The organism is Butyrivibrio sp. AE3003 (genome assembly GCF_000686065.1).
Lineage (GTDB): Bacteria > Bacillota > Clostridia > Lachnospirales > Lachnospiraceae > Butyrivibrio > Butyrivibrio hungatei_A.
On sequence record NZ_JMLX01000001.1, the window covers coordinates 2263531 to 2284984 of the forward strand.

Below are 21454 nucleotides of genomic sequence, written 5' to 3' on the forward strand. Positions count from 1 at the left end.
TTTATGTTATGACCTATTCGAGCAAAAGGCCACCATCAAACTACAGCATGCACGCTGCTTGCTCTAAGCACCGCAACCTCTTATCTGATAAAGTTTGTAAACACTTTATCTTCCGCTACAGGCTGCTCAACGCCTGCATTCTTGCCGGCTTCGATACTCTTAAGTACCCATGCCATGTTCTTTCCGAGGGTGCGCATGATCTGAAGTCCCTCTGAATCGCGCATAACATCCTCCGGCTTTCCGCCGTGAACCATGTTCCAGTATCTTGATGCAACAAGAGGCATCTGCGCATAAAGAGGATATTTATTGAGAACATCAAGAGTCGCTGTAGTTCCCGCTCTTCTTGCAGATGCAATCGTTGCGGCCGGCTTGAATCTGAGATAATCTTCCGCTGACCAGAACAATCTGTCGAGGAACATAAGAATCTCGCCTGTAGGACTTGCATAATAAACAGGTGAACCGATGACGATTCCGTCAACGCCCTTGATTATCTCTGTTGCTTCCTGAACAGCAAGCTCTACTTCTCCCTTAAAAACTTTATATCCTGCATTATAGATTTCTGTCTCAATGTCTCTTTTATTGAGCTCTTTTTCAATCTCCGATAATGCCGTAAATGTGCATCCTTTGCTTCTTCTGCTACCGTTTATAAGTAATACTTTCATTATGTGATCCTCCTCTTCCTATGAAATAAGTGACTAAATACATGGGAAATTCGCATTTTAGTCACACATCAAACTTACGATTACAGACAAAAAAGTAATATATGCTTCAGTTATCTGTGAAATTTCGCCTTTTTGCTTGTAAATCGCCATTATCTCACAGATAAATTTTGCCACCCATGAAACATTATCTGTGTTTCAACACATATCATGCCATAAAATCACAGATAAACCATTTCTTTTCACAAATCTTATCTGTGTCCCTGCCAAACTACTACCCTATGGATTGGACACATGGCTTTTAATTTTGGTTAGCACGTAGATAAGTGACCGTAGTTTCAAAGTATGGTAGGAATTTCCTACCATATAATAATGAGCGGCACCGAACTTTGGCTACCGCTCATTACTATTCTATATTATCTTTTTCATAATGTCATTCGGAAATCTTGAATACATCGATATCTTTCTTAACTCCGTCCGCAATATCCGAAATCTGCGTAGCGATAGTCGATACTTCTTCCATCATATTGCTTACAACAGATGTCGATGCGCTTGTTTCCTGCGTCGTTGCCGCATTTGTCTCAGCAATGGTTGAAAGAGATTCTACTACATTTACAACGCTGCTGCGGACATCATCAAGCCTCTGTACCGTCGAAGAAATCTCATCGATACTGTCAAGGTTATTGGCAATCTCGCCCTCAACGGAACCAAAGATTTCTTTCGTCTGCTGAACATACTCGTTCTGCATATCTATTATCTTCTTAACTTCATCCATAGCTTCTATCGATCTCTTTGAATTATCGATCAGCTGCTGGATAATGTCATTAATCTCCTTGGTCGTATCGGCAGTCTGTGAAGCAAGGGATCCAATCTCGCCTGCAACAACCGCAAATCCTCTTCCGGCATCTCCTGCTCTTGCAGCCTCTATAGAAGCATTAAGGGACAAAAGATTGGTCTGGGTAGCGATAGATGCAATAAGTTCGGAAGCTTTCGAGATCTGGTCTGCTGAATGACTAGTCTGTGCAGTCTGCTCATACATCGCATCAACCGCAGTCTTTGTCTTTTCATTGACTTCACCAAGCTCTTTGAGAATCTCTCCCGCTTTCTTGGAAGAATCCTGCATGGACTGCGAAGCTTCTTTAAGCTGCATTGTCTTTTCTTTGGTCTCTTCAACCATAACTCCGATTTCTTTTACAGAATCGGTTGCATTCTTTGTTTCATCAGACTGCTCTGTCGCACTCTGGGCAATATCGTGAACCGCGATATCCACCTGTCCGATGGATTCAAGCGTTGATTCAGAATTCTCACGAAGCTTTCCCGAACCGTTCTGAAGATCTCCGGAATGCCGGCGAAGCGATTTGATCGTCCTTTCAACCGCGCTCGAAAGTTTCTTGGTGGCATCCGCGATAAGTCCTACTTCGTCATTTCTTCCTTTGTATTTTTCAAGTGCCTGAGTCTTGGTAATATCAAGTGTTCCGAGATCTGTGATTACCTCCGTTACACCCTCAATATCCTTTGATATAGCCTTTGAGATCAGAACAACTCCTACAAGCGAAACGCAGAATACAAGTATTACAAGGAAAAGAATGAAATTACTGAGGGAATTGATATCCTTCAAAAAATCTTTTTCCGAATCAGTAACAATGAATGTAGCAGCCACGCTCGGAATATTGCGATATGACAGTATAGAGCGTCCCAATGTCTTATCACGATATGTAAAAAAGCTTGTCGGAACATCCGCCATCTGCTGAAGAGCTTGAACCTGAGCTTCATCTTCAACAGGTGCTCCAAGCATCGCGGGATCGGGTGCAAAAATGTATGTTGCCGCAGTAATATCACTGCTTCCGATAAGATACATCTGAGCTGCATCCAGTCCCTGTGTACTCATTCCTGTAATTGTGCTCTGAAGCTCATCTACATATGTTGCACCTCCGACGAAGCCTATAGGCTTACCCGATGCATCATGTACATTTGCAAATACTATCGCAACATTACTGTTACTTGCCGGAGAAAGAACGATTCCGGCACACATTGCACCTCCTGCGCTTTCGATATTTGCCGTAAATCCCGCCATTTCAGCATTTGCGACCTGACCTATAAATGACGGATCGGTATGCGCATAAACAAGCGTTGCATCATCAGCAAGATACATACTCTCAATATCCGATCTTGTGGATGTATAGCTCAAAAGAGTTTCCTGAACATTGTTCGCTGCAGTTTTATCACTTGTATTTTGCATATAAGATACTACAGCAGGAAGTTTTGCAAAATTCACAACATAATTTTGCAGATCTGAAAAATATTTCTCGATAACAACCGAGCGGCTTTCAGTAATCTCCGATAACCTTATCTCAGTCTGTCTTCTCATAATAGATCTGGTTCGTGAATTTATTATGCCATATATACTTCCGAGTCCAATCATGATCACAAGACCTATTACAAGGCTCATTTTGATATAGATCTTCAAGTCGTTGATCTTTTTCATCTACGGGCCTCCTTATTACAAAGAAAGAGCATGTATCATGTTGTAACTGAATATACAATAATCATAACATTTTTGAACGTAAAAATATTCCATGTTTTATCGTAAAGTCATTAACTTTTTCTAAATTTTTACTGCCTTAGCAGCTTATCATATTTTTGAAATTATTCATTTTTATGTTAACCGCCCTGATAATTTCAATATGATGCACTGATATCCAATGCGCCTGTGAAAAGAATCATAAGAACTGTTATCGTCACCATCGAAACAATTGTTGTAACCGTGATGGCTCCTGAGAGTATCCGCGTATCCTCCCCGATCTTTTCAGACTGAATAAGAGGAAGATTTCCGACAGGCATTGTTGCCATCAGACAAAATCCAAGTACTGCCACATCGTCACATCCGATTGCTCTCAATATGTAGAACATAGCCACAGGGAGAAGTACCATCCTGATAGCAATATATCCCCAGATTCTGAGATCCTTGAACCCGCTTTTGACTCCGGATCTTGCTATGGAAACACCAAGAAGCGTCATAGACAAAAAGACCGTCGCATTGCCGATATAACTTACGCTGTTTGTCACGATCGGCGGCGGTGTAATCTTAAACCAGCACACAACAAGGCTAAGGAGCGCCATTATAGTTCCCGGGCTCATAGCTTTTTTCAAGCTCATCTTCTCTTTTCCATTGCTGAGGACAGAGATTCCATGGGTGTAAAAGAGAAGGCTGTACATGATATTGCATACGATAACGTAGATGATGGCTTTGTCCGGAAGTATTGCCTTAGCAACGGGAATTCCGATGAACCCTACATTTGTATAAACAACCATGAGATTGTAAAATCTTCTTTTTTCCCTAACAACTCCGAGTATCGCGGGAAAAAGAGCTCCGAATATCATAAGAAATGCATAAAATAAAACGCCGAGGATAACCGCTTCCAAAAGAACCTGATGACTTATATCGACATTTCCCGTAAGAATCGACGCCAGTATTAGCGCGGGATTGCATATATCCATGACAATCACCGACAGCTGCTTTGAAACCGTATTGTCTACGACACCTTTCTTATAAAGATAAATTCCGACAGAAACAAGAATGACTATCATCCCCATTTGCTGCATTACTATAAAAGCACTCATTTTACTTAACTTCCCTTTTTTCCTATCATATTCATATATTTTTGCAAAGCTACCAATCACTTACCGGGTAACCTCAAATTTCCAACCGCATCATTTTAACTCAAACTTTGATGAGCCACAAGCACATTACCTTATACCCAATACTGACAATTTTGCTGTCACTGTATCTTTTGGTCACTAAATGATAAAATTGAATTGCATATTTTCTTTTTGGCCGCTCTTTGCGAACAGATGCCCGCATGCTTTTTCTTGCATGACTTTTCTGCGCATCGGCTGAAGATGCAATATAACGGAGGTTTACGTATGGATTTTTTCAAAAAAAATAAAAACTACCTATACATAGCTGTTATCCTGGTTGCCGTGATCGCTATGCTGGTTCTTTTGACCGATTACAAGAAAAACGCTAACTCCGAGCCAAGTCTCGCTGATATAGCCGCAACGGAAAGCACTGTAAAAAAGAGCCCCGCCAAGGTCATCGTAACGGTGAATACCGAGACGATCCGCGAAGGAATTGCGAACATGGGAACTCTCATAACGCAGGAATATTACTTCACTCAGGTTGAAAAATATACCAAAGAAAAAACAATAATGAAGTTCATCACTTCTTCGTCCGAGTTTTTATACAGTTATGACGGTGCTGTCACAGCAGGAGTCGACTTCGAGAAGATAGCAATCAGCAAGGATGACGACGCAAAGACTATCACGATCGACATTCCCGACTCTGAGATTTTTTCCGTAAACATCGACAAAGATACCTTTAAGATCTATTCGGAAAAAGACTCTTTGTGGAACCCTTTAAAGCTTGAGGATTACAACACTTCGCTCGCCAAATTCGAAGCTGCCGCAAAAGAAAAAGCGCTGGCAAACGGGATTCTCGAAAAGTCCGATGCACAGGCAAAGACCATCATAGAAAACTTTGTAAACAGCTTACCCGAGGCATCAAAGTACCAGATTGAAATAAAATAAAGGGGATGAAACGGATGAATTTAAAAAAGATAACAACAATAGTAATACTGCTTCTCATCGCAGTTATATCGCTTACAAAGATTGCTCCTACAGCGGCTAATCCCGCAAATCACAAGCATTCAATCGAGCAGACCGACGCAAAGATTGCGACAGTCATGAAGCTCTCAGGAGGAGCCGCTGCGGCATCCGCAACTTTGTCACTCCTTCCGGGCGATCTGTGTACACCCATTTCAGAGCAGCTCGCAGATCTCGCTTCATATTTTCTCTTGATACTTAGTGCTCTGTACCTTGAGAAGTTCATGATAACGCTGACCGGTTATGTTTCATTTTCCGTGCTTATTCCGGCTGCGTGCCTGCTTTTAAGCGGAGCTATATTACTTAAGAAAAAGAGCTTGTCGGACATGGCCGCAAGAATCGGAATCGTTGGAATCGTCATATTCCTTCTTGTTCCTTCAAGCATCTGGCTTTCCGACAAAGTTTATCAGACTCAGTCAGCAAAGGTTGAGTCCACGATTGAAGAATACAGCGACCTCAATCTTGAAGGCGAATCCGATTCAGGGCTCCTTAGCGAACTCAGTACGATAACCACCGACACGATCGACAAGGTTTCAAATTTCTTAAAGAACATGCTTGAATCACTCGCAGTAATGATTGTAACGGCATGCGTGATTCCTTTGCTTGTATTCGTGCTTCTTGTGTGGATCGTTAAGACTGTATTTTCGTCAAGCGCACTCAATATTGACAAACTTGTCATAAAAAATGACACAGACTCACAAGCCACCGCTGAATAAACCTGCTGAATAAACAGGCCTTCCGTTAATCCGGAAGGTCTATTTTTTTGCCGTCTCTATGCATCGAGAATTTATCCATAGGATATTTCTTGAGATTATCTAATACTTTTCTGTCATCAGCTTTTGAAAGAAGCGATTCTCTTGCCTTTGTAATCTCGACTTCCGTCTTGTGTTTTGACGGGCCACCTACACAGCCTCCGGGACATACCATTCCTTCGATGAAGTCCTCGGGAAGTCGTCCCGCTTTAAGAAGTAAGAGAGCTTTTTTACACTCATTGCCACCGGCAACGCGGTGAAGCTTGATATTACTTACGTCTTCGCCTCTCTCTTTCATGCACTCGATAACCGCATTGGCAACGCCTCCGCTTGTCGCAAAACGTTTGCCCCAGATGGAAGATTCCTGATATTCATCTGTTACAGGCTCGAAATCTATATCTTTTGACCTCATAAGAGCGCGCAGCTCTCCGTAGGTTACTACATAATCTGCATTATCCGGAACGCTCTCATCAATTGCCTCAGACTTCTTGGCAATGCAAGGTCCGACAAATACTGTGACGCATCCCGGACGTGTTGCCTTGAGATACCTTGAAATCGCACACATAGGCGAAACGGTTGATGACATGTTGTTTTTCAAACTGCTCGGGGAAGTGTTTTTTTCAGCATGTTGATAAACGCAGGACAGCATGAAGTCGTCATTTTTTTGCCCTCTGCATAGGCTTCGGCCCACTCTTTTGACTCATAAGCGGCTGTCATATCGCCTCCGAGGCCAACCTCAACCATATCTGCAAAGCCAAGTTTTATCAGCGCATTTTTAACGGCAGCCATAGAGATGTCTTCGCCAAACTGCCCTTCGGTAGCGGGTGCACACATTGCTATGACTTCTTTTCCCGACTTAATTGCTTCTATTATCTGAACAAGGAATGTCTTGGAGCCGATTGCTCCGAACGGACAGCTGTGGATACAATGACCGCACTGAATGCACTTGCTCTCGTCAATCTTGCAATAGCCATTCTCATCATAAGTGATAGCGCCGACAGGGCAAGCCTTGTAGCATGGGCGCTCGAGATGAACGATAGCCCCGTACGGGCAGGCACCTGCGCACATTCCGCACTCTTTACACTTTGCGGAATCAATGTGCATCCTGACATCTCCGGGATGTATCGCATCAAATTTACATGAGTTAAGACAGGCTTTTCCCATACAAAAACGGCAATTATCAGTTACGGAAAAAGCATGAATAGGACACTCGTCACATGCCGGGTCAATTACCTGCACGATATTTTTTGATCCCTCATTGTATGTTGTGCTAAGGCCGCAAGCAAGACGTATTCTCTGGCGCACGATCTCACGCTCTTTGTACACGCAGCACCTGTATACAGGCTTTGGCCCCGGTGCAAGCTTATAAACAAGCTGCTCTTTGTGCTCCTCGTCGAGTTCATCGCTCCACGCAAGTCTGCAGACTTCTTCCATGATCTTGTGTTTAAATCCTACCAGTCCCTTATCGTTCGTAATCATAATAATCCGTCTCCTACCCTGTTTAAGATACTGCTGCTATTAGTTACCAAACTGATAATCCCGTGTTTTTGCCGTAACACGGGCTGTGATTTCTGCTAATACTATTCTACTCATTTTTTTGTCTATTTGCACGTCTTCCGACAAAATCAGTTTTTCTTTGTTGCAATGAAATATGTGATATATCTGATTATCATCATGAAAGCAAATGTACAGGATAGATAGCGGTTGAGCTCATCTTGTTTAAGTATGAATGCGATGATTGATCCGACTGCTGCAATGATGATTGCGGCGTATCCGGTATAAGACCAGCTGAGCATGCTGCCTACATGCATAGAATCTAGCTCACACTAATTATTTAAAGATCTTTTTTTAGTGTGGTATATTAGATATTGGTTACTTTTACAAATTTACAACGATTACAAATGGGGATTAGAAATTATGGGTAAGAAAATAGCATTAACTTTTGATGACGGCCCGAGCACCGTCACAACGCCACAGGTTCTTGAAAAGCTCAAGAAGTATAATGTTGTCGCATCTTTTTTCCTGATTGCGGACAACATAACCGATGAATCGGAAAAGATTGTCAGAGAGTGCATCGCGCACGGTTGCGAGATCTGCAATCACTCAAAGACGCATTCTCACATGCAGACATTTACGGCAGACGAAGTACGTGCAGAGCTTGAATATACCGACAAGGAACTTGAGAGAATTGCCGGATATAAGCCGCGTTTTTTCAGACCTCCGTTCATAGATGTGAGCCGGACCATGTACGACTGCATAGATCTTCCGTTTATATGCGGAATTCACGGCGAAGACTGGGAAGACAGCATTCTTGCCAAAGAGCGTGCTGAAAAGATATTGTCTCAGGCCTGTGACGGCTCGATCATCCTTATGCATGATTACACAGGAAACGTTGAAACCGTCAAAGCCCTCGACATTGTTATCCCGGAGCTTCTTGCGCAGGGTTATGAATTTGTAAATATAAGCGACCTCTTCACAGACGGAGGCGTTGAGCCCACCGTGCACAGCGGTATCGTCTATTCAAACATACACGACACCGAGCCAAGAGAACCGCTTTGCTGAAATTGAATCTGTAATGCATTGAAGCATTTCACTTACAGCATAAACAACGCGCCAAATATCGGCGACAGGATTATCATGACCACAGAGAACATGAAGGAGTTCACGGACATGAGTGTTGCGCGCTGTTCGGAGGGAATCATATTGTTGATCATGACGTCGGTTCGCACTTCAATATAATTGTCTCCGAAAGCGCCGACAAATCCACCGATAACGGCTAAAATAATGTTTCCGGAAAATGCCATTGCGAATGCAAAACAAACACACAACAAGCTTATAACTCCAATATATCTGTATCGCGAAGGCTTTATGTACTCGACAGTCTTCGCTCCCACAGCGGCGCCAAGGCCCATGGCAAAAAGTGCCGGACCAAGAAACACATTTGAAATTCCCATCTCGGGAAGTCTTGCCTGCAGGAAGAAAAGAACAAGTATCGAAACCGCTCCTATAGCCGCATTAAAGATAATAATAAGCCTGACTCTCGAATTATTCTTAAGAAAAAGAAAGCTCTCTCTTGCAACTTCCGCAAAGCGTTTCTTAACGCTCTTCTCTTCACTAAGTTCAGTTCGAACCTCCCGCAGAGACGCCGCAATTCCGATCGCGATCAATCCCACAATAACATCCACCGCGTACGCTTTTCTATATCCAAGCGCCAGCGCCGCTCCCGCAAGAATCTTTGCAAGCGAGCTTGTGACCTGATATATGACAAGATCGTTAGATGCAAACTTATCGTACTCGCCCTCAATCCCCGCCTCTTTCAGCGAGTCATAAGCAAGTGCTTCTCTGGTTCCCGACGCAAGATTATAACTGAGCGCACTCACAACCATCGCAACAGCAATAAATAAAAATGAATTTGAAAAGATCATCATGAGAGCCGCAAGTACAGACACTACGCTGCTCGCGATCATCGTCTTCTTCCTTCCGAACACATCTGCCACAGCCCCCGACGGAACTTCGAAGATCATACTTGCAACATGAAATATACTCTCGAACAAGCCGATTTCCGCAGTCGTAAATCCTCTCGCCGCAAGAAGCGCAACCCACGACGCTCCGGCAATCATGAGACTTCCCACACTGTCTAATAAATACAATTTCCCTATCTGTCTTTTTGCTGTCTTTATACTAAATTTATTCATAAAAAAATCTCCTCATCTTTTTTGGTAAGTAAAAAGAATACGGAGATAACACGTTCTCATTTTGCAGTTAAAGCCTTTCAAACTTTGCAAATTCACCTAAAAAAGAGCGCACTATCCCCGTAAACAGCAAAAATGCATCCATTCATCAATTGAATATTAACTGTTTTCCAGGACATTCGTTCGCTCCTTCCAAATTTTTTCATTTATAATCCACTTGGATAGATCATAATCTTGCAATAATCTTCCGTCTTATTGCGCATAATGTCAAGCCCTTTATCAAGCTCTTCCAACGAAAGTCTGTGCGTAATAAGCTTAGAAGGCTTGATTCCGCCTGCTTCCAATCTGCTAAGCACATAGTGCCAATCGTCAATCTGTGCTATATCCACACCACATTCAGCCGCATCTTTTCTATATGAAGAATTCCATATTCCCATAAGACGCATCTGCTTTCTCAAGATTTCCCAATAAGTATTTCTGGAAAAAGACATATCACCCCTTGGGTTACCGACCAGAACCTGTCTGGATTTCGGCGCTCCCGCTTCAAGTCCGTATCTGATACTTTCGTTACTTCCGACGCACTCAAAATAAACAGAAACTCCTCTTGTCTTCTCTTTAAGCCATGCGACAGGGTCTGAAGTTCTGACATCGCAGTAATGCTCCGAAGCGATTCCAAGATCAAGCGCCTTCTCCCTGTGACTGTCCTTGTTTCCGATAACATAGAGATTCGAAAATCCCATATCCATCAAAAGCATAACAACCATGAGCCCTATTGTTCCCATTCCGCAAACCGCGATCTTAACTTCGCAATCTGAAGGATCAATTCCGACGCAGCCCGTTCTCACCGCATTGGCAGCAACGGCGAGCGGTTCTATCATAGCTCCCTCTTCAAAAGAGATGTTATCCACAAGCTCTATAAGGTTATCCACAGGAACGCACACATATTCCGCAAAGGCACCGTCGCGTCTTGAGCCGGTATAGTCATAGTTAAGGCACAGATCCGTCTCTCCCTTCACGCACATCTCGCATTTCCTGCATGGAATCTTGGGCGAAACGGCAGTCCGCATTCCTTTAAGCTCAGGAGAAACATTCGCACCTGTCTTTACGACAACTCCCGAAAACTCATGCCCCGGAATAAGCGGCATCTTGTGCGCCCCGGTCTCATAGACACGCGGCACGTCCGATCCACATATTCCAACAGCCATGACTTTAACAAGAACTTCGTTATCGCCGGGAGAAGATATCTCCACCTCCTCATACCTTATATCTCCTATGTCATGCAGTACCCATGCCTTCGACATTACTGCTTTTCCTCCTTAAGCTGCTTAAACCTGTCAAGATCTGACGCCGTTGTCACTTTGAAATTTGCTTCGTTTCCGTTAATCATCGCAATATCCATTCCCGCAATGATCGCCGGTTCCGTCGCACCATTTATGGAAAAGATCTTATCGGGCAAAAGAATCACATTTGCCTCATAGTATTTTTTATATTTAAAAAGCTCAGGCGCCTGGCCTGCATATACTTTCTGCCTGTCAAGAAGCTTTGAGACCGTCTTACCGTTCTCACTAAGATAGACAGTATCCTTCATGGAAATAACAGGCATAACACCGTCATGACCTGAAATTGCTCCATAGCAGTCATTTAAAAGTTTCACATCAAGAAAAGGTCTTGCTGCATCATGAACAAGCACCGTATCCTTGTCGGAAACATCCTCAATATTCTCCTTCTTTGAGATATCGCGAAGAATTGCAGTCATTCCGCTTAATATCGACGCCTGCCTGTTTACCCCCGGCATGGCAAAGCCTTTTATCTTCTTCACATTAAGACCGGCCTTCTCGGCATCTGCCACAATCTCTTTTGTCCAATCATCGCCTGCAACCACATATACGCCATCGATGTGCTTGCACTCAAGAAGCGGCTTTATAGCATAAGTTGCCATCATATATCCGCCCGCACGCACATACTGCTTTGGTACATCTGATTCAGTCCTGGTACCGGTCCCCCCGGCCAAAAAAATCGCATAATTCATAATTTAAACCGCTTCCCTTTTACATATAATGTTAGTGGCCATAGCAAATAAGCCACGACCACGAAAAATGATTATTTAGAACAGCTTTCTTCCGCCCCAAATGCAGATGCAAGCACCTACAACTGATATCAAAAGTCTTCCGATGAGACCGTTCGCATTTAAATCAAGAAGTCCGAATACGAATCCTCCGACAAATCCACCGACAACTCCAAGAATTATGTTCTTAAGAGTTCCCGAAGATTCATTCATGATCTTGCTCGCAATAAAACCTGCAACAGCTCCCAATATAAGACTACCGATCAATCCCATTTTTTCCTCCATTCAAAAAACAAAACGTTAACTATCATTTTATATGATACCGCATTTTTAGAAATTTCGGTACTTGATATTTTTTACGTAAAATGTAGAATATCCATATCAGAAAAAGGAGATTTCTATTATGCAGAATTATTCATACCAGACCCGCGGTGTCTGTGCAAAAAAGGTCGATTTTGATATCGAAGACGGCAAACTTCACAATGTGAAATTCACAGGCGGATGTCCCGGCAACACCGCTGCCGTTGGCAAACTTCTTGAAGGAATGAATGCAGAAAAAGCTGTTGCCATCTTAAAAGGAAACGATTGCAACGGAAAAGGCACTTCATGCGCCGACCAGCTCGCAATCGCTGTAGAACAGGCACTTGCAAACTAAATTATAATTTCCTATTGAAAAAATAGCTGTTTCCAAGCGACTAAGTCTTGAAAACAGCTATTTTAAATTTTCATCAGAACTTCAGTGTTACGGGAGCCTCTGTAAATGATGTAATTGTTGCTGTCGCATTTTTGAAATACAACATCTGCATATTGTCATCATCTGCGCTGTACATTCCGTTAAGCTGAGGCATCTTCTCAAGCATTGCAACCTTAACATCGTGAGAATCATCATTGATAAGCTCTCCGGCTACACGGATCCATCTGCCATCCTTAAATGCACAGATCTCAGCCTTAGGATTTGCTGCAAGCTGCTTAGAAACGTCTTTAACTTTACCTGTCTGAATATAGAGCTTGTCACCTGACAATAGAACTGTGCCGAAAGGTCTTACTCTCGGCTGATCTCCGTCTACAGTAGCGAGATAATAAGTCCCTGCATCATTTAAAAAATCATATACTTTCTTAATATCTGACATTTATCTACCCTCCAAATGTACATCATTTTATTTCACAAAGTTCATGTTAGTATAAAAAAAAAGATGTGTAAATATACAAACTTGATTAAATTATGTAAGAATTTCCTTATAAATTGCTATACGCAGAAAACTCCTCTCACTGTTTTTCACAGTAGAGAGGAGCTTCCGGTTTCGTATCAGCTTTTTACTTTCTATTTCAATTCAATTATCTTTATTAAACTTCTTAAATTATTTTACAAACTCATATGTTATTGTTCTGGGTGCTGTGCCCTGTCCAATAATACCGAATGAGATGAAGTTACCGTTCTCGATGTATGCATTCCAGAAGAAAGGAGTAATTACATAATAATCGCCTTCTTCCTTGACTTCCATGCACCAGCTCTGGTTGATCTTGATTCCATCCTTCTTGATTCTGAGCTTCCAGCCGTTTACTGTCTCACCTGAGTTATTGCTTACTCTGAAATCTACGAGATATCCTGAACCCCAGTCATTTACAGTGTGAGAAAGTGTAAGGTTTGACTTAGCGGGTGTAGGTGTCTCTGTGCTTCCACCGTTTCCGTTATCGGGTGCCGGTGTAGGTGTAGGTGTTGGAGTGGGTGTTGGTGTTGGTGTAGGTGTGGGTGTAGGTGTGGGAGTAGGTGTAGGTGTGGGAGTAGGTGTGCTTCCGTTACCCTGATCATCTACGCTTGCCTTCCAGCTTGCAATACTTACATCACCAACTTTACCAACAAATGCAAGTGTATGTCTTCCTGTAATATTATCAAACTTCAATGTATAAGTTGCATATTTACCGTTTGTATTGGCAATCTTGATATTTCCAAGTGCCTTTCCGTCAACGCCACCGTCTCTGATCTCGACAACAGCGGGCTTATCTGCCTTTGCACTGATAGTGATTGATGTTGCGCCCTTCTTGAAATCTACATCAGTTACTGTGAAGTAATCATCTGCTCCAAGGCTTGAAACAACTTTCTTTCCATCGTAATCTACATACTCAATGCCCTTTGTCTCACCATAGTTAACGCCTGTTGAGATCTCGTTGTAAGGGAAAAGAGTTGATCCTGAACCACTCTTTGTATCCTCTGTCTTCTCAGGTGTAGGAGTAGGTGTTGGAGTAGGAGTAGGTGTTACATCATCCTTCTTCTCAGGTGCGCTCATTGCCTTCCAGCTTGCAATGCTTGTATTTCCAAGCTTTCCTACGAATGCGATTGTATGCTTTCCTGTAAGTCCATCAACCTGTACGCCGAATGTCTCATATTTTCCGTCTGTAGAATTGATCTTAAATGTTCCGAGCACTTTTCCGTCTGCGCCACCTTCTCTAAGCTCTACCATAGCAGGCTTGTCAGACTTTGCATTTATGAACATTGTAGCAACGCCCTTCTTGAAATCTACATCCTTTATTGTGAAGTAGTCACCGGAACCAAGGCTTGAAACTACCTTCTTTCCGTTGTAATCTACATATTCAATGCCCTTTGTCTCACCGTAATTTACATCTGTTGAGATTTCATTGTAAGGGAAAAGAGTTGCTCCTGTTCCTGTCTTTCCTGTTGTATCCTCCGGCTTATCCGGTGTAGGTGTTGGAGTAGGTGTAGGTGTTACATCATCCTTCTTCTCAGGTGCGCTCATTGCCTTCCAGCTTGCAATGCTTGTATTTCCAAGCTTTCCTACGAATGCGATTGTATGCTTTCCTGTAAGTCCATCAACCTGTACGCTGAATGTCTCATATTTTCCGTCTGTAGAATTGATCTTAAATGTTCCGAGCACTTTTCCGTCTGCGCCGCCTTCTCTAAGCTCTACCATAGCAGGCTTGTCAGACTTTGCATTTATGAACATTGTAGCAACGCCCTTCTTGAAATCTACATCCTTTATTGTGAAGTAGTCACCGGAACCAAGGCTTGAAACTACCTTCTTTCCGTTGTAATCTACATATTCAATGCCCTTTGTCTCACCATAATTTACATCTGTTGAAATTTCATTGTAAGGGAAAAGAGTTGCTCCTGTTCCTGTCTTTCCTGTTGTATCTTCAACCTTCTCAGGCTCTTTGTTATTGTCTCCCTGTGTATCCTTATCAGGAGTCTTTGTCTTATCATCTGTCTTAGCGCCGGGTGCATGTAATGCCTTCCAGCTCTCAATGCTTACGTTACCTGCCTTACCTACGAATACAACGGCATGAGTTCCTGTAATATCGTTCTCCTCTGCCTTTACTGTTACTGTCTTGTACTCGCCGTCTGTAGAAGTAACTTTAACCTTACCAAGTACTGTTCCTTCAACGCCGTCAGCTCTGATTTCTAATGCTGAAGGCTCATCAGACTTAAGTGAAATATTAAATGCAGCTACACCCTTATCAAAAGTAAGGTTGTGTACTACATAGTAGTCGTCCTTCTCAAGGCTTGTAAGAACCTTTGTGTCCTTATTATCCTGCTGCTCGATTCCCTTAGAGTCCTTAGAAACCTCTTCTGTCTTGATTACATCATAAGGTGAAACAAAATCTCCTTCACCTGTCTTTCCTGTCTCAGAATCAACAGGGAACTCTGTCTTAGCTTCATCCTCTGAAGATGCCTCTACAGCTGACCATTTATCAATAGCTATAGTTCCCATCTTTCCAACAAAAGCAATGGTCTTCTTACCATCAATCTTCACTGATGAATCGATCACGAACTCTTTATATTCGCCCTTTGTTGCACCAATTTTAATATTTGCGATGACGTCACCGTCAGCACCGCCTTCTCTGATTTCAAGAAGTGAAGCTGAATCAGCCTTTGCATTTACCTTGAACTTTGATACTCCCTTAGAAAAGTTAACATCCTTTACTATAAAATAATCACCGGAATCAATACTTGATACCGCCTTGACATCCCCATCAGTAACAACCTTTGTTCCTGACTGTCCGAAATTAACTTCTGCTTCTACCCCGTTATAAGGATTAAGCGCAGGTGCCGCATTAACATCTACGCTGTTGTTAAGTACCAGTAAGCCCCCCATGGCAATACTTGATAAAACCGTCATTTGTCTTTTCATACATGTACCTCCACATTTTGTAAACTTATTCCTTACAAATATTTTTATATATTAAATATTCTTTAATATTTGTTAGGATAAGACAAATTATAGCAGTAAACGTTTAAGACGACTTGTCAAATATTGCTTTCGCCTGCCCAATTATTGCTTTTTGGTGAAAATTTGTTACTTTTCTTTTAACGTCGGATTGTATCAAATAAAGTTGTTATTAATATAGTATTCAATACGAGAATGTCTGCAAAAATTGCTTCAATCTATCCGACTTCGGATTTTCAAAAAACTCTTCGGGGCTTCCTTCTTCAACAATTCTTCCATTATCAATGAACACCATTCGGTCCGCAACAGCTCTTGCAAACTGCATTTCATGCGTCACGATTATCATTGTCCGCCCTTCTTTTGCCAGTGAAAGAACAACTTCGAGGACCTCGTGTACCATCTCAGGATCGAGCGCGGCCGTTATCTCATCGAGAAGAAGTATCTCAGGATGCATGATAAGCGCCCTTACTATCGCAACTCTCTGCTTCTGTCCGCCTGACAACTGCCTGGGGAAACTGTCTTTTTTGGTCAAAAGACCTACTCTCTCAAGTAAAGTCAGCGCCTCCTTTTCAACTTCCTTCTTATCTCTCTTCTTAACCTTTACAGGTGCAAGCATAAGATTCTGAAGTACCGTAAGATGCGGGAAAAGATCGTAGCTCTGAAATACCATCCCCGCTTTTTCCCTGATATTTCCGATATTCTTGCTCGCAGCATAAACCTTCTCACCGTCCAGCAAAATCTCTCCGTCCTGTATATTTTCAAGAGCGTTAAGGCATCTCAGAAACGTACTTTTTCCGCAGCCCGAAGGGCCGACGATAACCACAACTTCGCCTCTTTTTACCGTAAGATTCATATTCTCGAAAACTGTTATGTCTTCATATCTTTTGCATACATTATTTACTTTGAGTATCTCTTCCATATCAGTTCTCCCATTTCTTCTCTAAATATCTTGAAAGCATACTGATCGGCCAGCATGCCATAAAGTATAGCAAAAATATTACAAGGAATATTCCAAACGCCGCCGTGGGCGATGCTTTCCTGTTTGCCTCGATTATCTGCTGTCCAACTTTGAGCACCTCTACGATTCCTATCATCATAACAAGGCTAGTAGTCTTTATCATTCTCGTGATCAGGTTTATCGACAGCGGTATCATGCACCTTATGATCTGCGGCACGATAACATATCTGTACGTCTGAAATCTGTTAAGTCCAAGCGATATGCTGCTTTCGTACTGGATCACAGGTATGCTCAGAAGTGCGCCTCGAACAAGGTCCGCCATCTCAGCCGTTCCCCAGAACGAGAACACGATGACGGCAGCCGTCTCTGCCTCCAGATTGATTCCCAGTGCTTTCGTGGTCCCGAAGTACACGATGAAAAGAAGCACCATCTGCGGCATTATCCTTACAATCTCAAGATACACTCTCGAAACCGCATTGATCACCGGATTCTTGAATGTCATCAATATTCCCAGAACGGCGCCAAGCGCGATACTTATCGCAACGGATATAAAACTTATCTTCAGCGAAACTGCAAGTCCCGTCAGGAGCCTTATCATATTATTTCCTTTTAATAAAACTTCAAATCCCATATGCTCACACTCCTAACGTCCTAAATCTTGCCTTTTTCTCAATAAAGCTTCCTATCACCGAAACGGGAAGCAGCATTATTATATAGAAAATAACCAGCAGGAACAGCGCTTCCTTCGTATCGTAGTAAAGTCCTATCAGGTCTTTTGCCGTAAACATAAGATCCATAAGGCTTATCGCAGAAAAGACACTTGTCTCTTTGAGAAGGAAAATGACATTTGCCAGTATTCCCGGAACGCTCTGCGAGATTGCCTGCGGCAGTATTACCGATAAAAAGAGCTGTTTCCTTGATAATCCAAGTGCGAGCGCGCTCTCTGTCTGTGAATTCGGCACGCTCTCAAGTCCGCTCCTAAATACTTCAGCCATGTAACTTCCGCCAAGAAGCCCAATCCCGACAAATCCGCACGCCTCCGCAGATATCGACAGCCCTACTTTCGGAAGTCCGAAGTATATGAAAAAAAGCTGCACAAGAAGCGGTGTATTTCTGAAAAGCTCGATATACACAAGCGCTATCCCAGACAGAAACGGAATCTTAAAGTGCGTGATAAATGCGACAACAAGTCCTATGGCCAACGCAAACAATATACCAAGCCATCCGATCCTTATCGTTAAGAAAAATGCTTCTATATATAGTGGAATATAGGAAATAATAACGTCTAAGTTCATGTTGTGTTTCCTTTTAAAAACAAGTATTGGGAGAGCCCGCAAGCTCTCCCTCCTTTATGTTACCGGTTATGATATCTTGAATCATGTTCTTACAAAATCCGCAACCGGTGCGGATTTCTGCAATTTAATTCATGTACTTTACTGTGCAGATGAAGCCTCTGTTGAAGCTTCTGCATCTGAAGCTGCTGTGCCTGCATCCTCTGAAGAAGCTGATGAAGCGTCAGATGAAGCTTCTGCGGCATCGGCGACCTTTCCGCCCTCAACTACGAGTGTTTCCTCATAATCTTTGCCGTATGTATCAATAAGAGTTGCCTCATAATCTGCATGGAAGAAGTTCTCTTTTCCAAGTGTCTCGATCTCACCGTTGATCCAGTCAAGAAGTGTTGTGTTGCCCTTAGATACTGCAGGTGCGATAGTATCCTGGCTTCCGAGTGAAGGAATACCTACTTCATATCCCTCATTCTCGATCGCATATGCAATAACCTCTGTGTTGTCATTTGCCCAAGCTACGCCTGTTCCGTTTTCAAAAGAAGTCTTTGCTGTTGCATATGTATCAAACTTCTGGAGCTTGATGTCGGGATAGTTCTTTTCAAGATATGTCTCTGCTGTTGTTCCTGAGATAACGATAACCTGATCGTCAGGCTTGATCTCACTGAGGTCCTTAATTACATTTGCTTTGGGCGATACAACTCCGAGAGCTACATTCATATAAGGAAGCGCGAAGTCAACTTTTTCTGCTCTTTCTTCTGTAACCGTGAAGTTTGCAAGTACGATATCAACCTTACCTGTCTCAAGGTATTCAACTCTGCTTGCTGCCTCTGTTGATACGAAGTTGATCTTTACACCGAGATCCTCACCGAGCTTATTTGCGAAGTAAACATCATATCCCTGATATTCACCGTTCTCATCAACATATCCAAAGGGGTTCTTATCTGAGAAAACTCCGATGTTGATCTCGCCACTCTCCTTGATCTCATCAAGTGTTCTGTATACTTTGTCTGTGCTCTGTTCCTGTGCTGCAGGAGCTTCGCTGCTTGTCTGCTCTGCAGAACCATCTTTAGCAGAAGCGGAACCGCATCCTGTAAGTGTTGCTGCTCCAAGTGCAAGTGTAAGTGTTGCAACTAATAATTTTTTCAAATTGTTCTTTTTCATAATGTTACTCTCCTCAAAACTTAAATTTTCCAATTGAACTTTACTGTCAGATTTTTTAACGGGTCCGTTTCGTAATCACTGAACAAATATTACTTCCAATTACCTATTAGGTCAATAGGTTTTTCGATAGCTAATCTTTATATCTCCTGATAGGTTACGGTTATATCCGGACAATTAGTGCTGGAATATGCAACTCATGTCTGATATAGTTACATCGAAGCCCTAAAACAATGAGACCTTGAACGATCAAGGCTTGTATGGAAAAGAGGTAAAAAAATGAAGAAGACAGTAACGACGTTACAACAACAAAAGTTGGAAGGCCGTAGAATCAGCATGCTCACATGCTACGACTACACTACCGCATGCCTTATGGAGGCGGCAGGCGTAGACACAGTGCTGATAGGCGACTCTCTCGGAATGACCATGCTCGGTTATGACGACACTCTTCCCGTCACCATGGAAGACATGATCCATCATACCGCAGCCGTTTCAAGAGGTTTAAAGAACACCTTCCTAATCGCTGATATGCCCTTTATGTCATATCAGACATCAATCTATGATGCCGTCGCAAATGCCGGCAGACTCATGAAAGAAGGCCACGCGCAGGCTGTTAAACTTGAAGGCGGAGCTAAGGTCTGTGAACAGATTGAAGCAATCACCAAAGCGGACATTCCCGTGGTCGCACATCTTGGACTGACTCCTCAGTCCGTCAATGCCTTCGGCGGTTTCAAAGTACAAGGCAAAAACGAAGCGCAGGCAAAGCAAATTCTCGAAGATGCACTCGCAGTAGAGAAAGCCGGCGCATTCATGGTAGTTCTCGAATGTATTCCCGAAAAACTTGCAACACTTATAACAAAACGTCTGACCATTCCTACGATCGGAATAGGCGCAGGTGCCGGATGCGACGGACAGGTACTTGTTTATCAGGATATGCTTGGCATGTTCGAAGGTATCAAGCCCAAGTTCGTAAAGCAGTTCGCACAGATTGGAAAAGAAATGAAGGAAGCTTTCAGTGCTTACGATGAAGCTGTGAAAGCGGGCGAATACCCTTCAAAAGAACATTCTTTTGCAATTGATGATGATGTTATAAGCGCTATCGCTCCTGATTTCGCAATACATGATGAAGCACGTGCAATCTGATTATTTATCAAAAACACATAAAGCATCATAGAGAGGACAATCAAATGATAATTACAGAAACAATAGATGAAGTAAAAGAACATGTAAAAGAATGGAAGAAAGCAGGCTACTCCATAGGACTTGTTCCTACAATGGGCTATCTTCATGAAGGTCACGCAAGCCTTATAAAAAAAGCCGTTGCAGAAAATGACAAGGTAATCGTAAGTGACTTCGTAAACCCGATCCAGTTCGGTGCAAATGAAGATCTTGCAACTTATCCCAGAGACTTCGAAGCCGATTGCAAGCTATGCGACAGACTTGGCGCCGATCTTATCTTCCATCCCGAACCGACTGAGATGTATGGCGATACGTTCTTCTCACATGTCGGCGTAGATACACTTTCCAAGGGGCTCTGCGGAAAGAGCCGCCCCACGCACTTTAACGGTGTATGCACAGTCGTGACCAAGCTTTTCAACATTGCAGAGGCAGACAGAGCATACTTTGGAGAAAAAGATTTCCAACAGCTTGCAATTGTTCGTAAGATGGTTTCCGATCTCAACTACAACATAGAGATAATCGGATGCCCTATCATAAGGGAAAAAGACGGACTTGCCAAAAGCTCAAGGAACACATATCTGAATCAGGCAGAAAGAAGCGCTGCTCTAATCCTTCACAAGGCACTTACAAAGGGCGAAGAAATGGTCCGAAGCGGTGAAAAAAGCGCAAAGAAAGTTATCGCTGCTATCAAAGAGATAATCGAATCCGAGCCTCTTGCCAAGATTGATTATGTAGAACTTGTAGATTCTGAAAAACTTCAGCCCGTTGAAACGATCGAAGGTCCTATCCTTACAGCACTTGCTGTTTATATAGGAAAGACAAGACTCATCGACAATTTCTTCGTTGACTCTTTGGCCTGATG

At 42.8% G+C, this 21454-nt stretch carries 22 protein-coding genes; 6 read left to right on the forward strand and 16 right to left on the reverse strand.

The features are described 5' to 3' along the window. Window positions 1–80: 80 nt before the first annotated feature. The 3 genes from CD00_RS0110830 to CD00_RS0110840 all read right to left on the reverse strand — a co-directional run bounded on the left by CD00_RS0110830 (window position 81) and on the right by CD00_RS0110840 (window position 4280). The gene (locus CD00_RS0110830) at window positions 81–662 is read right to left on the reverse strand and encodes a flavodoxin family protein (protein ID WP_026655993.1); all 582 of its coding nucleotides are present in this window, start codon (window positions 660–662) and stop codon (window positions 81–83) included. A gap of 430 nt (window positions 663–1092) precedes the next feature. Further along, window positions 1093–3144 (reverse strand): methyl-accepting chemotaxis protein, encoded by a 2052-nt coding sequence (locus CD00_RS19385; RefSeq protein WP_026655994.1) that lies wholly within the window; start codon window positions 3142–3144, stop codon window positions 1093–1095. Between the two features lie 194 nt (window positions 3145–3338). After that, entirely contained in the window at window positions 3339–4280 is a 942-nt protein-coding gene (locus CD00_RS0110840; protein WP_026655995.1) for an AEC family transporter, read from the reverse strand. 303 nt (window positions 4281–4583) lie between these two features. On the opposite strand from CD00_RS0110840, the gene CD00_RS0110845 reads away from it, so the two are divergent. Further along, the gene (locus CD00_RS0110845; protein WP_026655996.1) at window positions 4584–5246 is read left to right on the forward strand and encodes a DUF4230 domain-containing protein; all 663 of its coding nucleotides are present in this window, start codon (window positions 4584–4586) and stop codon (window positions 5244–5246) included. A gap of 14 nt (window positions 5247–5260) precedes the next feature. Next, window positions 5261–6037 (forward strand): hypothetical protein, encoded by a 777-nt coding sequence (locus tag CD00_RS18080; RefSeq protein WP_051199005.1) that lies wholly within the window; start codon window positions 5261–5263, stop codon window positions 6035–6037. Between the two features lie 25 nt (window positions 6038–6062). Here CD00_RS18080 and CD00_RS21490 read toward each other — a convergent pair whose 3' ends face one another. The 3 genes from CD00_RS21490 to CD00_RS0110860 form a co-directional block, all read right to left on the reverse strand. Further along, window positions 6063–6671 (reverse strand): [Fe-Fe] hydrogenase large subunit C-terminal domain-containing protein, encoded by a 609-nt coding sequence (locus CD00_RS21490; protein ID WP_330370402.1) that lies wholly within the window; start codon window positions 6669–6671, stop codon window positions 6063–6065. After that, a complete protein-coding gene (locus tag CD00_RS21495; protein WP_330370403.1) occupies window positions 6668–7552 on the reverse strand; it encodes a [Fe-Fe] hydrogenase large subunit C-terminal domain-containing protein in 885 nt (294 codons plus the stop codon). Before CD00_RS21495 ends, CD00_RS21490 begins: the two co-directional genes overlap by 4 nt. A gap of 146 nt (window positions 7553–7698) precedes the next feature. After that, window positions 7699–7884, reverse strand: a complete 186-nt coding sequence (locus CD00_RS0110860; RefSeq protein ID WP_026655997.1) for a hypothetical protein — start codon at window positions 7882–7884, stop codon at window positions 7699–7701. Between the two features lie 106 nt (window positions 7885–7990). Here CD00_RS0110860 and CD00_RS0110865 point away from each other — a divergent pair, with 106 nt between their 5' ends. Continuing rightward, window positions 7991–8635 (forward strand): polysaccharide deacetylase family protein, encoded by a 645-nt coding sequence (locus tag CD00_RS0110865; protein ID WP_034462086.1) that lies wholly within the window; start codon window positions 7991–7993, stop codon window positions 8633–8635. A 32-nt stretch (window positions 8636–8667) separates the two neighbouring features. Here CD00_RS0110865 and CD00_RS0110870 read toward each other — a convergent pair whose 3' ends face one another. The 4 genes from CD00_RS0110870 to CD00_RS0110885 form a co-directional block, all read right to left on the reverse strand. Next, on the reverse strand, window positions 8668–9768 hold the full coding sequence (locus CD00_RS0110870) for an MFS transporter (RefSeq protein ID WP_026655999.1): 1101 nt from the start codon (window positions 9766–9768) through the stop codon (window positions 8668–8670). Between the two features lie 203 nt (window positions 9769–9971). After that, window positions 9972–11066 carry a galactitol-1-phosphate 5-dehydrogenase gene (locus CD00_RS0110875; RefSeq protein WP_026656000.1) on the reverse strand — a complete coding sequence of 365 codons (1095 nt, stop codon included), beginning with the start codon at window positions 11064–11066 and terminating at the stop codon, window positions 9972–9974. Continuing rightward, on the reverse strand, window positions 11066–11794 hold the full coding sequence (locus CD00_RS0110880) for an IspD/TarI family cytidylyltransferase (protein ID WP_026656001.1): 729 nt from the start codon (window positions 11792–11794) through the stop codon (window positions 11066–11068). Before CD00_RS0110880 ends, CD00_RS0110875 begins: the two co-directional genes overlap by 1 nt. Window positions 11795–11869: 75 nt before the next feature. Beyond that, on the reverse strand, window positions 11870–12103 hold the full coding sequence (locus tag CD00_RS0110885) for a GlsB/YeaQ/YmgE family stress response membrane protein (RefSeq protein ID WP_026656002.1): 234 nt from the start codon (window positions 12101–12103) through the stop codon (window positions 11870–11872). Between the two features lie 130 nt (window positions 12104–12233). Here CD00_RS0110885 and CD00_RS0110890 point away from each other — a divergent pair, with 130 nt between their 5' ends. Beyond that, window positions 12234–12485 carry a TIGR03905 family TSCPD domain-containing protein gene (locus CD00_RS0110890; protein ID WP_026656003.1) on the forward strand — a complete coding sequence of 84 codons (252 nt, stop codon included), beginning with the start codon at window positions 12234–12236 and terminating at the stop codon, window positions 12483–12485. Window positions 12486–12558: 73 nt separating this feature from the next. On the opposite strand, the gene CD00_RS0110895 is transcribed toward CD00_RS0110890, so the two are convergent. The 6 genes from CD00_RS0110895 to CD00_RS18090 form a co-directional block, all read right to left on the reverse strand. Next, the gene (locus CD00_RS0110895) at window positions 12559–12960 is read right to left on the reverse strand and encodes a pyridoxamine 5'-phosphate oxidase family protein (RefSeq protein WP_330370404.1); all 402 of its coding nucleotides are present in this window, start codon (window positions 12958–12960) and stop codon (window positions 12559–12561) included. Window positions 12961–13188: 228 nt separating this feature from the next. After that, complete coding sequence (locus CD00_RS0110900) at window positions 13189–15975, reverse strand: carbohydrate-binding protein (protein WP_026656005.1); 2787 nt, start codon at window positions 15973–15975, stop codon at window positions 13189–13191. A gap of 220 nt (window positions 15976–16195) precedes the next feature. Then, complete coding sequence (locus tag CD00_RS0110905; protein ID WP_026656006.1) at window positions 16196–16930, reverse strand: amino acid ABC transporter ATP-binding protein; 735 nt, start codon at window positions 16928–16930, stop codon at window positions 16196–16198. A gap of 1 nt (window position 16931) precedes the next feature. Then, the gene (locus tag CD00_RS0110910; RefSeq protein WP_026656007.1) at window positions 16932–17600 is read right to left on the reverse strand and encodes an amino acid ABC transporter permease; all 669 of its coding nucleotides are present in this window, start codon (window positions 17598–17600) and stop codon (window positions 16932–16934) included. 4 nt (window positions 17601–17604) lie between these two features. Continuing rightward, the gene (locus CD00_RS0110915; protein ID WP_026656008.1) at window positions 17605–18264 is read right to left on the reverse strand and encodes an amino acid ABC transporter permease; all 660 of its coding nucleotides are present in this window, start codon (window positions 18262–18264) and stop codon (window positions 17605–17607) included. A gap of 138 nt (window positions 18265–18402) precedes the next feature. After that, window positions 18403–19416, reverse strand: a complete 1014-nt coding sequence (locus CD00_RS18090; RefSeq protein WP_081811899.1) for a transporter substrate-binding domain-containing protein — start codon at window positions 19414–19416, stop codon at window positions 18403–18405. Window positions 19417–19692: 276 nt separating this feature from the next. Here CD00_RS18090 and panB point away from each other — a divergent pair, with 276 nt between their 5' ends. Both panB and panC read left to right on the forward strand, forming a co-directional pair. Beyond that, window positions 19693–20556: a 3-methyl-2-oxobutanoate hydroxymethyltransferase gene (panB, locus tag CD00_RS18095; protein ID WP_051594161.1), complete on the forward strand. Its 864-nt coding sequence runs from the start codon at window positions 19693–19695 to the stop codon at window positions 20554–20556. Window positions 20557–20600: 44 nt separating this feature from the next. Continuing rightward, window positions 20601–21452, forward strand: a complete 852-nt coding sequence (gene panC, locus CD00_RS0110930) for a pantoate--beta-alanine ligase (protein WP_026656009.1) — start codon at window positions 20601–20603, stop codon at window positions 21450–21452. Window positions 21453–21454: the final 2 nt, after the last annotated feature.

What these genes read in the sequence shown, in the direction of transcription:
- CD00_RS0110870 (WP_026655999.1), bottom strand. Translation starts at nt 9,768, where the DNA reads ATGAATAAATTTAGTATAAAGACAGCAAAAAGACAGATAGGGAAATTG.
- CD00_RS19385 (WP_026655994.1), bottom strand. Translation starts at nt 3,144, where the DNA reads ATGAAAAAGATCAACGACTTGAAGATCTATATCAAAATGAGCCTTGTA.
- CD00_RS18090 (WP_081811899.1), bottom strand. Translation starts at nt 19,416, where the DNA reads ATGAAAAAGAACAATTTGAAAAAATTATTAGTTGCAACACTTACACTT.
- CD00_RS0110880 (WP_026656001.1), bottom strand. Translation starts at nt 11,794, where the DNA reads ATGAATTATGCGATTTTTTTGGCCGGGGGGACCGGTACCAGGACTGAA.
- CD00_RS0110890 (WP_026656003.1), top strand. Translation starts at nt 12,234, where the DNA reads ATGCAGAATTATTCATACCAGACCCGCGGTGTCTGTGCAAAAAAGGTC.
- CD00_RS0110905 (WP_026656006.1), bottom strand. Translation starts at nt 16,930, where the DNA reads ATGGAAGAGATACTCAAAGTAAATAATGTATGCAAAAGATATGAAGAC.
- CD00_RS21495 (WP_330370403.1), bottom strand. Translation starts at nt 7,552, where the DNA reads ATGATTACGAACGATAAGGGACTGGTAGGATTTAAACACAAGATCATG.
- CD00_RS0110860 (WP_026655997.1), bottom strand. Translation starts at nt 7,884, where the DNA reads ATGCATGTAGGCAGCATGCTCAGCTGGTCTTATACCGGATACGCCGCA.
- CD00_RS0110845 (WP_026655996.1), top strand. Translation starts at nt 4,584, where the DNA reads ATGGATTTTTTCAAAAAAAATAAAAACTACCTATACATAGCTGTTATC.
- CD00_RS0110900 (WP_026656005.1), bottom strand. Translation starts at nt 15,975, where the DNA reads ATGAAAAGACAAATGACGGTTTTATCAAGTATTGCCATGGGGGGCTTA.
- CD00_RS0110875 (WP_026656000.1), bottom strand. Translation starts at nt 11,066, where the DNA reads ATGTCGAAGGCATGGGTACTGCATGACATAGGAGATATAAGGTATGAG.
- CD00_RS0110840 (WP_026655995.1), bottom strand. Translation starts at nt 4,280, where the DNA reads ATGAGTGCTTTTATAGTAATGCAGCAAATGGGGATGATAGTCATTCTT.
- panC (WP_026656009.1), top strand. Translation starts at nt 20,601, where the DNA reads ATGATAATTACAGAAACAATAGATGAAGTAAAAGAACATGTAAAAGAA.
- CD00_RS18080 (WP_051199005.1), top strand. Translation starts at nt 5,261, where the DNA reads ATGAATTTAAAAAAGATAACAACAATAGTAATACTGCTTCTCATCGCA.
- CD00_RS0110910 (WP_026656007.1), bottom strand. Translation starts at nt 17,600, where the DNA reads ATGGGATTTGAAGTTTTATTAAAAGGAAATAATATGATAAGGCTCCTG.
- CD00_RS0110895 (WP_330370404.1), bottom strand. Translation starts at nt 12,960, where the DNA reads ATGTCAGATATTAAGAAAGTATATGATTTTTTAAATGATGCAGGGACT.
- CD00_RS0110865 (WP_034462086.1), top strand. Translation starts at nt 7,991, where the DNA reads ATGGGTAAGAAAATAGCATTAACTTTTGATGACGGCCCGAGCACCGTC.
- CD00_RS0110885 (WP_026656002.1), bottom strand. Translation starts at nt 12,103, where the DNA reads ATGGGATTGATCGGTAGTCTTATATTGGGAGCTGTTGCAGGTTTTATT.
- CD00_RS0110830 (WP_026655993.1), bottom strand. Translation starts at nt 662, where the DNA reads ATGAAAGTATTACTTATAAACGGTAGCAGAAGAAGCAAAGGATGCACA.
- CD00_RS0110915 (WP_026656008.1), bottom strand. Translation starts at nt 18,264, where the DNA reads ATGAACTTAGACGTTATTATTTCCTATATTCCACTATATATAGAAGCA.
- panB (WP_051594161.1), top strand. Translation starts at nt 19,693, where the DNA reads ATGAAGAAGACAGTAACGACGTTACAACAACAAAAGTTGGAAGGCCGT.